This window comes from Tolumonas osonensis, from assembly GCF_014202415.1.
Lineage (GTDB): Bacteria > Pseudomonadota > Gammaproteobacteria > Enterobacterales > Aeromonadaceae > Tolumonas > Tolumonas osonensis.
Genome location: NZ_JACHGR010000010.1, coordinates 129,001 through 140,582 on the forward strand (window position 1 = coordinate 129,001; position 11,582 = coordinate 140,582).

Annotated in this window: 8 protein-coding genes and 1 pseudogene; 8 read left to right on the forward strand and 1 reads right to left on the reverse strand. The window is 42.8% G+C overall.

The window, feature by feature from the left end:
• Positions 1 to 81: 81 nt before the first annotated feature.
• The 8 genes and pseudogenes from HNR75_RS14060 (at position 82) to HNR75_RS14090 (ending at position 10,735) form a co-directional block, all read left to right on the forward strand.
• Positions 82 to 855 (forward strand): DeoR/GlpR family DNA-binding transcription regulator, encoded by a 774-nt coding sequence (locus HNR75_RS14060; RefSeq protein ID WP_188027616.1) that lies wholly within the window; start codon positions 82 to 84, stop codon positions 853 to 855.
• A 166-nt stretch (positions 856 to 1,021) separates the two neighbouring features.
• Positions 1,022 to 2,857 (forward strand): glutamine--fructose-6-phosphate transaminase (isomerizing), encoded by a 1,836-nt coding sequence (glmS, locus tag HNR75_RS14065; RefSeq protein WP_188027617.1) that lies wholly within the window; start codon positions 1,022 to 1,024, stop codon positions 2,855 to 2,857.
• A 159-nt stretch (positions 2,858 to 3,016) separates the two neighbouring features.
• Positions 3,017 to 3,847 (forward strand): TnsA endonuclease N-terminal domain-containing protein, encoded by an 831-nt coding sequence (locus HNR75_RS14070; protein ID WP_188027618.1) that lies wholly within the window; start codon positions 3,017 to 3,019, stop codon positions 3,845 to 3,847.
• The gene (locus tag HNR75_RS14075; protein ID WP_188027619.1) at positions 3,831 to 5,918 is read left to right on the forward strand and encodes a DDE-type integrase/transposase/recombinase; all 2,088 of its coding nucleotides are present in this window, start codon (positions 3,831 to 3,833) and stop codon (positions 5,916 to 5,918) included. Before HNR75_RS14070 ends, HNR75_RS14075 begins: the two co-directional genes overlap by 17 nt.
• A gap of 299 nt (positions 5,919 to 6,217) precedes the next feature.
• Positions 6,218 to 6,760, forward strand: a pseudogene (locus tag HNR75_RS15685) (ATP-binding protein); the annotation flags it as partial.
• Positions 6,761 to 7,369: 609 nt separating this feature from the next.
• Positions 7,370 to 7,582: a hypothetical protein gene (locus tag HNR75_RS15690; protein ID WP_425506805.1), complete on the forward strand. Its 213-nt coding sequence runs from the start codon at positions 7,370 to 7,372 to the stop codon at positions 7,580 to 7,582.
• Positions 7,583 to 7,586: 4 nt separating this feature from the next.
• The gene (locus tag HNR75_RS14085; protein WP_188027621.1) at positions 7,587 to 9,104 is read left to right on the forward strand and encodes a TnsD family Tn7-like transposition protein; all 1,518 of its coding nucleotides are present in this window, start codon (positions 7,587 to 7,589) and stop codon (positions 9,102 to 9,104) included.
• A gap of 11 nt (positions 9,105 to 9,115) precedes the next feature.
• Positions 9,116 to 10,735 carry a Tn7-like element transposition protein TnsE gene (locus HNR75_RS14090; RefSeq protein ID WP_188027622.1) on the forward strand — a complete coding sequence of 540 codons (1,620 nt, stop codon included), beginning with the start codon at positions 9,116 to 9,118 and terminating at the stop codon, positions 10,733 to 10,735.
• Positions 10,736 to 10,874: 139 nt separating this feature from the next.
• Here the strand turns inward: HNR75_RS14090 and HNR75_RS14095 are convergent.
• Positions 10,875 to 11,582, reverse strand: a 708-nt coding sequence (locus tag HNR75_RS14095) for an IS110 family RNA-guided transposase (protein WP_188027623.1), incomplete at its 5' end; no start/stop codon positions are given.

An 11,582-nucleotide genomic window follows, 5' to 3' on the forward strand; every position in this document is an offset into this window, starting at 1 on the left:
GTCAGAGAAACTGTTCCATCCTCTTGAACTTTCTTTTTGTAAGAATATACTGCTCGTTAAATTTCGAATCGAAACCTGAAGATGATCAAGCGAAACACACAACAACGGCGGCATGCCATTATTTCCCTGCTAAACGAGCAGGGGGAAGTGAGTGTCGAAGATTTGTCTCAGCGTTTTGAAACCTCAGAGGTGACAATTCGTAAAGATCTGGCCGAGCTGGAACGAAGTGGGGTGCTGTTGCGTCGTTACGGCGGTGCGATTCCGTTGCCATCTGAAATTCTGGCGGAAGAAGTGCCGGCTAAAGTTTCGAAACGAAAGCTGGCGATTGCTCAGGCCGCGGTTCAGCATATCCGGGACCATAACCGGATCATTATCGACAGTGGCAGTACAACCGGCGCAATGATCCCGTTACTGGCAACAAAACGGGGGCTGGTGGTGATGACAAATTCGCTGACTGTCGCACAGGCATTGCGTGAGCTGGAAAATGAACCCACCTTATTAATGACCGGTGGTACGTGGGATCCTCATTCTGAAGCCTTCCAGGGACAAGTCGCAGAACAGGTGTTGCGTTCCTATGATTTTGATCAGTTGTTTGTCGGCGCCGATGGTGTCGACCCGAGCCGGGGTACCACTACTTTTAATGAGCTGGTCGGCCTGTCCCGGGTTATGGCGGAAGTAGCCCGGGAAGTCATTGTTATGGTGGATTCTGAAAAATTTGGCCGACGGATTCCTAATCTGGAATTACCGTGGGATGCAATAGATACCCTTATCACCGATGACGGTATCGGCGCTGAACTGAAGCAACAAATTGAACAGCATGGTGTGCAGGTGATCTGCGCGCAGGTTAATACTTGAATATCGGCTGTAAGTCATGACTAAGCGCAGACACGCGGTAAATACATCCATGTAAGCTCGGCGGCCGCATCCTGGCGGCAACCGGTCTGCTTATTAGTCATGCCTTACTGCATACTTACTTTAAAGCTCTGTTTAGTAACAACAGACTTCATTTGGAGATCGTTATATGTGTGGAATCGTGGGTGCTGTTGCACAACGTGATATTGCTGAAATTCTGGTAGAAGGTTTACGTCGTCTGGAATACCGCGGTTATGATTCAGCGGGTGTCGCAATTATCGGCCCGCAGGGCGAGCTGCAACGAGTACGTCGTCTGGGCAAAGTGCAGGAACTGGCTGCCGCACTGGATGCACAACCGCTGGCGGGTGGTATTGGTATCGCGCATACCCGTTGGGCAACCCACGGTGAACCATCTGAAATCAATGCGCATCCGCATGTTTCACATGGTGACTTGGCAGTGGTACATAACGGTATCATCGAAAACCATGAGGAACTGCGCACAAAACTGCAGGGTTTGGGTTACGAATTTGTCTCCCAGACTGACACTGAAGTCATTGTGCATCTGGTGCACCACTACCTGAAAACTTCCGACAGCCTGTTGCAGGCATTACAGACAGCAGTAAAAGAACTGCGTGGCGCTTATGGCACGGTGATCATGGATCGTCGTGATCCTTCCCGCCTGGTCGTGGCCCGTTCCGGTTCTCCGCTGGTGATTGGCCGTGGGCTGGGTGAAAACTTTATTGCCTCTGATCAGCTGGCGCTGTTGCCGGTAACCCGTCGCTTCATCTTCCTGGAAGAAGGTGATGTTGCGGAAGTGACCCGCAAAGAGGTAAAAATCTTTAACCTGGCAGGCCAGCCGGTTGAACGTGCCGAAATCGAATCTGAGCTTTCGCATGATGCTGGTGACAAAGGTCATTACCGTCATTACATGCAGAAAGAGATTTTTGAGCAGCCACAGGCGCTGATCAACACGTTAGAAGGCCGTCTGGTGGGTAACCACATTGTGCCGGAAGCGTTCGGTACACATGCCCGTGAGATCTTCGGGAAAGTGCAACATGTGCAGATCGTAGCCTGCGGGACTTCCTACCATTCCGGTATGGTTGCTCGTTACTGGTTTGAAGCTCTGGCAGGCGTTTCCTGCAATATTGAAATTGCGTCTGAGTTCCGTTACCGCAAATCCGTAGTGCATCCGAACAGCCTGATCATCACACTGTCTCAGTCCGGTGAAACCGCAGATACGCTGGCGGCGTTACGTCTGGCGAAAGAGATGGGTTACATGGCCAGCCTAACGCTGTGTAACGTGCCAGGTTCTTCTCTGGTACGCGAATCTGATCTGGCTTTCATGACCCGTGCGGGTGCGGAAATCGGTGTGGCGTCTACCAAAGCCTTTACCACTCAGTTAGCTGGTCTGCTGATGCTGGTAACAGCCATTGGCCGCTGCAACGGCCAGATGTCTGAAACGGATGAACGTTGTGTTGCCAGTGCCCTGCAGGCTCTGCCGACGCAGATTGAGCAGGCACTGAAACTGGATAAACAGATCGAATCACTGGCTGAGCAGTTTGCCAACAAACAGCACAGTCTGTTCCTGGGCCGTGGCGATCAGTATCCGATCGCGATGGAAGGTGCACTGAAGCTGAAAGAGATCAGCTATATCCATGCGGAAGCATATGCGGCCGGTGAACTGAAACATGGCCCGCTGGCACTGATTGACAGTGAAATGCCAATCATCGTCGTTGCGCCGAACAACGAACTGCTGGAAAAACTGAAATCCAACGTGGAAGAAGTGCGTGCCCGTGGTGGTTTGCTGTATGTCTTCGCTGATCGGGCAGCTGGTTTCAGCAGTGATGAAACCATGCGGGTTATGCCGATGGAAAGTGTGGCTGACATTATTGCACCGATTGTATACACCGTACCAATGCAGTTGCTGGCTTACCATATTGCGTTAATCAAAGGAACCGATGTGGATCAGCCTCGTAACCTCGCTAAATCAGTTACTGTAGAATAACTGCCCACTGATAAAGCCAGGGAATTGTTGGTTGACATTATTTTCTTAAACTTAACATTAAATTCGTAAACTTTGACAAAATATTTGTAAACTTGACATTATATTTGAAAACTAAAAAAGTCCAGCTATGCTTGATTAAAAAGCATTCTGGACTTTTTTATGGCACGTAAAAATTACTTCTTATCTGAAAAGCTGATTGAACAGCGGATCAAGGATGGTCGCGGGCAAGGCTATGGCGAAAAGTATCAGCCATGGCTACGTGTTCAGGATGTCCCTTCTGATGGGCGATCACATCGCATTTTCTCTCACAAAACAAAGCGTATTCATCATTTATTGTCTGACCTGGAACTTGCAACATTTCTCTTATTTGACTGGTCGGAAAGTGTTTTAGATATTCGAGAACAATTTCCTTTGATACGCGATGACACTCGTATCATTGCTCAGAGAGAAGGAATAAAACATCCCTCAGCTCAGGGTGTTGATTTGGTAATGACAACGGATTTTCTGATTGATGCGAAAGCGCCATTTCAGACTCAGTTTGCCGTTCAAGTGAAATATCAGGAATCCTTCAAAGATCCACGAAACATTGAGAAACTTGATTTAGAGCGTTGTTATTGGCAACAAAAAGGGATTTCGTGGGTCACGATTACTGAACAAGACATTGATGTGCAAATTCGCAAAAACATTGAATGGCTTTACTCCGTAAAAATAGATGACATTACATCAACTAAACAAATTTCAGAGACCATGGCTTTTTTGCCTGCTGCTATCGCAAGATTCTCCGAGTTCTCAATCATCGAAGCTTGTAAACACATTGATTTAGCGTATGAACTCGAACTTGGTCAATCACTTCGAGATCTGCGACTTCTTATGGCTAATAGACTCGCTATTTTTGATATCAGAAAACCTGTTCATCAATTAAAAATCGCAGATATAAAATTTATGCAATTGAATGGTATGGAGCAGTTTCTTTATGTGGAAAATCAATGAAGTATTGTCTTTTGATGATGTCCGCTATCGAATTTTGCACATACATCAAAGTGAAATCATCTGGATCAATATTGATGAAAATAAAGGCATTCCAAAATTAGTTCTTCATCTACAACTTGTTGAGTGGATGGACAATGGTCGATTGGTCCGTTCTCAAGATCCGTATGCCTATTTGATTCATGAAGAGCCGTTAGTTGATTCGGCTGCATTTAAAAAAAGAGAATATGCATATCAGGTTATATCTCCCGTTATATTTGATGATCAATGTTTTGAAACCACTGTGCGCGCACAGCGCATAAAACATGTAGAGCAAACTGGCATAGCAACCAAAGCCAATATTTATCGTTTATTAAGACAATATTGGCAACGAGGGCAAACGTTAAATGCATTGCTTCCTGATTTCAAAAATATGGGTGCTCCAAATAAGAAAAGAGCGGCAACGAATATCAACAAAGTCGGTAGAAAACGTCAATATGGTGATAGCGTAGGAATAAAAATAGACGAAAGCATAGAAAGATTAATGCGAGTGACTATAGAAGAAAAGTTACTGACATCTACTCAGTTAAGTGTTGCCAAAGCACTCCGCGATTTTAAAAATAAATTTATTCAATATTATCCTGATGTTAGTAAAGAAAATTTACCAACACGTAGGCAATTTGAATATTTTTACAAGCGAGAATATGACCAATCAGCAAGAGTTCAGGCTAGAACTGATGAGGGTATATATAAAAAAGATGTTAGGCCACTTACAGGTACTGCAACAGCAGCCTCATTTGGTCCAGGAAGTCGGTATGAAATTGATGCAACGATTGCAGACATTTATTTAGTTGCGGATGACGACAGACGAAAAATTGTTGGTAGACCAACACTTTACGTTGTCATTGATGTTTTTAGCCGAATGATTGTCGGATTTTATATCGGGTTTGATAATCCATCCTATGTTGTTGCAATGCAGGCATTCATTAATGCGTGCATTGATAAAACTGAAATATGTCATTCTCTTGGACTGAATATATCAGTGGAGGATTGGCCGTGTATCGGTTTACCTGATGTTGTTTTAGCCGATAGAGGCGAGTTGATGAGTAATCAATTGGACTCACTCATCAGTACATTCAATGTTCGTATTGAAAGCGCACCACCCAGACGAGGTGATGCAAAAGGGATTGTTGAACGCTGTTTTAAAACGCTACAAGCAGAATTTAAACCTTATGCACCTGGTGTTGTGGTTGGAAATAAAATCAAAAAGCATGGTGAACGAGATTATCGGCTGGATGCAGCCATAACAATCTCAGATTTTGCTCGTATTATCATCAGAACGATTCTTTTTAGAAATAATCATCATGTTCTAACCAAATATGATCGTGATGCTGATTTGCCAATAGATATGCCTTCAATACCAATCTATTTATGGCACTGGGGCCTGCAAAACAGAACGGGCCGGTTACGAACTGTTGATCCTGAATTCCTTAGAATTGCAGTGTTGCCTCGGGAAAAAGTGAGTGTTTCGACATCTGGTGTTTGCCTCTGGGGCATGTATTACACCAGTTCAGAGATGTTACGTGAGGGGTGGTTGCTTCGTAGTCAGGAGGTAAATCGACCAGACAAACTAGAGGCTGCGTATGATCCTAGTTGTGCGGATACGATTTATCTGTTTCCGCAATCTGGTAGTCGAAGCTATTGGATTTGTTCGCTGACAGAACAAAGCCGACGATTCAGAGGCATGACATTCTGGCAAGTTTGGGATATTCAAAAAGAAGAGAAACATTCTCAGGCAAATGCAATATTTGATGAGGATGTACATCGTCGGGAATTGGATGATTTTATTCAAGGCGTCATTACGGAGTCGAAGAAGTTATTACCAAATATTCAAGAATCAAATCAACAGCGAATTCAACAAATTCGCTCTAATAAAAAAGAAGCCCGTGAACAAGAGCGCCAACAAAGAACAAAATCCACTACAGTTCAGCCAGAACAGAATATTGCTGAAGTGATCCCACTTCAGAATTCAGAGGATGATTATAGCTATCCATTCTTTATCCCTGGTTTATTTGAAACGGATGAGGATGAATAAACATGACAACATCGCGTATTACAGCAATTTACAAAGATACTGGTGTTGAAGCTTATAAAGCAAACCCACTCATTGAAGCATTACCACCACTGTTGGATGCTTATGATGCGACGCTTGATCTGAAATCAACGTTGAAATTTGAAGCATCGGATTTGGCTCAATCGAGAGTTATTCGGGCACACAATATTTGTCGAATTCAGGACGATTTTTTTCAGCCACTGAGTTCGCATATGGCGTTAAACGAACGAGTTTCCATCATGATCAGGGGCGGATATGTGGGACGCAATCCCCAGAATGGGATGCTACAGCGACATCTCCAAAATGGATATGAACGGGTTCAGCGTGGTGAGCTGTCTGCGTTTCGATATGATGATGTCGGTTCGACTGCTCAGAGTATGCTTTTGATTGGTTGTTCCGGTAGTGGAAAAACCACCTCATTAAAACGTATTTTATCCGCGTACCCTCAAGTGATTTACCATCCTGATATGAATCTTGAGCAGGTTGTCTATCTTAAAATCGACTGTTCTCATAATGGGTCATTGAAAGAAATTTGCCTTAATTTTTTCAGGGCATTAGATCGTGCACTTGGTGAAAATTACGAAAAACGATATGGATTAAAAAAGCATGGTATTGAAACCATGCTGGCTTTGATGGCTCAGATTGCGAATGCGCATGCCTTAGGACTGCTAGTTATTGATGAAATTCAGCATCTCAGCCGTTCAAAATCAGGTGGCTCTCAGGAAATGTTGAATTTCTTTGTCACGATGGTGAATACAATCGGTGTACCGGTGATGCTGATTGGAACACCCAAAGCGCGTGATATCTTCGAAGCTGATCTGCGTTCTGCACGACGTGGTGCTGGCTTCGGATCAATGTTTTGGGAACCCATGTCTCAATATGCCAAGGGGGCACCGAATCCCGAATGGGGCGCGTTTACAAATAATCTCTGGAAACTGCAACTACTGCAAAAGCGCGATTTATTACTTTCTGATGATATACGTGCTCTATGGTTTGATCTCAGCCAAGGGGTCATGGATATCGTGGTGAAGCTTTTTATTCTGGCGCAATTAAGAGCATTGGCCTTAGGTAAAGAACGGATCACAACAGGGTTGCTACAGCAAGTTTATGACGATGAACTGATACCGGTTCATCCGATGCTGGATGCACTACGCTCTGGTATTCCTGAACGTATTGCTCGTTATTCTGATCTTATGGTTCCTGAAATAGACAAGAAGCTGATTCAATTACAACAAAAAATTGCCTCAATCTCGCAAGAAACGCCTGCAAGTCTCGCGATGAAAGCACTTCCAACTGAAGATGAACAACGTATCTATTTGATGCTGCAAGATGATTATGATTCTACATTATTGGTTAAAACGATCCGTAATGCATTTAATCAGCATCCACAGTTAACCCGACAACAATTACTTCCAATCATTTTAAAATGGTTAATGACACCAGTTGCCGATGTCGATACTCCTCCTGAAATAGCCAAGCCCAAAAAACAAACAAGCATCGTAAAATTAAAAGATTGGGATAGGTTGAAACCTGAAAGTTTACGGTACATGTATGCGCAAAACTCCGAGCCAACAGCAATTTACAATGAGATGGTTAAAGCAGGATATATATTAAAACTCAGCGACATTTTGCAAAAGGCCGGATAGCAGAATGAAATTACCAGCCCCGCATCCAAATGAGCTGATTTACAGTTCTGTTGCAAGAGCTGGAGTTTATTATGGCCTGGTAAGTCCCAAACAACTGTTAGATGAGATCTTTGCCGATAGAAAGGTGATTGCCACACTTGATCTACCAAGTCACTTGCAATCTATCGTTTTGCTTTTAAATGAGACAGGAAAATATGATTTAGAAACATTGGTGTACAAACACACATTATTTCCACTTTACGCTCCTTTTGTGCCAGAACATTTACGGCAACGAGCAATAAAACGAATGTCTGGCAAAGCTGATGGTGCGGTCCATTTGATGCTAGGTGTTGTTGCATCAAGAATTAAATCTGTCCGGACTTTTCGTTTCTGCCCTATTTGTATGGAACGACAACTACGCACCCATGGTGAATATCATTGGCAACGTGATTGGTTTTTGCCTGAATTACCAGTGTGTCCTAAGCATGATTGTTTAATAGAGACGTCTATTTATTTCGATGAGCACCGGCATCAGTTCCTACCTTTAAATTCTGCATATTTCTCCATGCAGACAAGCAGTAAATTCGTTGCCAATGATCTCAGTCTAGCTAAGGCGGCATCAGAGCTTCTTGATCAACCCGCGCAACAATCACCAACCTTTGAACAATGGACGCATTTTTATCATGAAATTGCTACGGAGTGTGGATGTGCTAGAGGTAAACAGGTTGATCATGAGAAAGTTTTAAGCTTAGTCTGCTCTCGTTTCGGCAGTCTTTATTTAGAAAACAAAGGATTATTGAATCAATCACAAAGTAACAGTTTTTGGTTGAGATCTATTTTTCGTAAACATCGAAAATCGTTCAGCTTCTTAGAGCATCTCATCGTGTGGCAAACGTTAGTTCCAACACTGTCTGTTTTGGATATCTTCATTAAAGTCCGTCGATATGCTCCTGAAACAGTGATCAACGAGAGTCAATCCAGCGTTGGTAATGCGATTTCGATATCAGATGAATGCCGAGCTTATCGCCAAAAATGGGAAGAATTAGTTTTACGACATGGAGTGAAACAGGCCAGACATCAAGCGACAGGTGGCGCTTTATATGCGTGGCTTTACCGTCATGATCGGGATTGGTTGCTTGCGTTTAATGAGCAGCAAAAAAGACCTTTTGAAACGGTTAACAAGCGAGTTGATTGGCATTTGCGTGACCGGCAATTAGTGAAGGATTTAATCAGGATTCATCTGTTATCTGAAGCTCATCCAGTACAGCAACGGATGTCTGCTTCATGGCTTCTAAATCAATTACCTCATAAAAATTCGGTCGCAAAAAAGTTACACAAACTACCACTGACCCAAAAATTTTTAGCCCGATATACAGAGTCAGTCACAGAATATCAATTAAGACGGATCTCTCAATTCATTGTGGAATCTAGAGAAAAACACATGGAAATAAAACGTTGGAGTTTGTTTCGAAGTGTGGGACTAAGCGATCAACGAATTACACCAGATACAATGAAAATTTTAGATTCACTGACCTATTTATGAATGGAGAAGTTATGGTTCCGATAGAAGGTTTTAATGAAAATGTTCGTATCGTTCATATTGGCGATTTATTTAAAAAGGTTGGTACGCAGGATTGGAAAATCAATGTATTCGGAAGTCCTATCCAGAATAAAAAATTTACTCGATTCGCTAATTTGCCATTGCTTAGTCGAGATAAAATAATTAATGCAACGACGCCTGATCGTTCATCCGCGGACAGAATTATTCATTTGAGGCCAAAACATCAAATTGAATCTGTGTTTCTCAGTGATTTTTCTGAGCTGAGTGATTATGAGTCGATTGTGCGGGCTGAAGGGACGCAAAAAGCCTTTAAAATTAAACAACGTAATCAGCCTACTATTTACATCCCTCAATTAGAACTAGCCAAAGCAATCTTCTTGATCGATTCGTATCTGTGCAAAGCCTGTATGGGCTCGACACGTTTATCCTTAGAATTTGATGTGAGACCGAAGAATCCAGAGGGGCACGTTGATATCCATGTATTAAAAACAACAACGTTTCCATTAGATGCTTTTGATCAGAATGGTACGAGAATGATCCTTGCTTGGCTGCTGACGAATAAGGCTGTATTGCAATCATTTGAAAGTATTTACCGACGGTTAGATAAAGAACGGCAAAGCGATAAAACTTGGGAGCGATGGACGTTTAATTTTGATCCGCCAGATATGACGGACTGGATATTCCATGTCAAAGGGAAAATGTCTCATAAACAACAAGCTTATTTGGTTCATGAAATTATCGGTGTCGAAATTGATAGTGAAATGCCTGACAGTGTTCAGTTTCATAATCCTTCATTTATCCGACGAAAATCAAAAGAGCACACAGCTCTTGAGGGAGACGGTGATGATGCTCAGTCATGGCATTTCAGACCAGATGAATTAAGCATTGATGATATTGAATCTGCATCAGATGAAAACAACACCATTATTTTAGACGATGGTCGTTTATGGGTTAGTTTCACTAAACCTTGTTCAGTGACAAAAAAAACACAAGAAAAAGAAATCACCAAAGTTAGTGAAAACGGTGAACATGGCATATTAGCAGGAGAAAAGGTAAGCACAGGTGATGCATATCAAGGTGGAACATTACCCAGTGCTGATGTCGGCGGTAAACAAGATCTCTCTGATAAAGAGAAAGAGTGTGCCAGCCGCTTTCAGAGCTTCAATGATATGTTGAAAATATTGGAGCATAAGCATGGCTGCACAAAGCTTGATTCTAAGATGATTGAATTGCCACAGGTTGGTCGTTCGCGTAAACATCTACTTGCTAATGGTCTCCAGAGAGTCATCCAATACGTAAAAATCAAAACACCAAAGGTCACTGTCAGATTGCTTGAAATCGACACATCAGATGGTGAAAAAATGATTTCAACAAAAATATTATATGGTGCTGGCGATAAAGCCTGGTTAGAGGATTTCAAATCTATACGGGAAGGCATTATTTCAAAAGGACTTTCGTGGCCAACTAAATTGCTTGATGATTTGTATGGTGAAAAAGGACACAAGGGAACGAATCATCCACAGCATCAAGGTGCTCAGGCTGGGAATATCCCCGTTGATGCTTTAGAGAGTTGGGCGGAAAGGGTTTTAGCTGATGTAGAAAGACGACGATAGTCGTTTTTAGTAAATTAACCTGACTCGATATAAAAATTTACGGTAGGTGTAAAAATTTTTGCCTGTTCCAGAATCAGATTTTTCCACCAAGATTGAAAAAACTAACAAGTGACTGTGGTTCTTCGTCAACTATTTTCGACTAATTTAACTGCCATTGCTGCTGGTTTTTTATCATCGTGTTTAAGATAACGATCAGTTTTCTCATACAGGCTATCAACGCTACTTTCGGTAATTTACCAGCAGCTTTTAAATGCTCATATTTTTGTTTGAATACCGGGTTACATTGGATTGATGACATCATCGCCATAAACATGATTGTTCGGATCCGAGGTCTTCCTCCCCGGATACTTCGTTTGCCTTTCATTCGACCACTTTCTTTGTTGAATGGGGCTAATCCGACTAAGGCTGCGATCTCCCTACTGTTCAGGCTACCAAGCTCCGGTAATTCACATAACAACGTATACGCCAGGATTTTCCCAACACCTGGAACGCTCATCAGGATCTCTGTTTTCATGCGCCATTCCTGATTCTGGCGGATAAGCTGTTCAATCTTCTCAGACAGGCTTTCAAGTTGTTTTTCGAACATCTTCAGCATCGCCTTGATTGAGCTGTGAAGCTCTTTTGGCATGATTTGCAGACGGTTCTTCTCCATCGTACTCATCTCTATCAGTTGAGAACGACGAACTAGTAGGTCTTTGATTAATCTGGATTGCTTATCCGGGATCACTTTACTTTCAGGCTTCATGGTTGCTGCAAATCGAGCTATCAACACCGCATCGATTTTGTCTGTTTTCGCATGGATGCCTAAGGCTTGTGCAAAGCGTCTGACCTTGACGGGATCAACAAC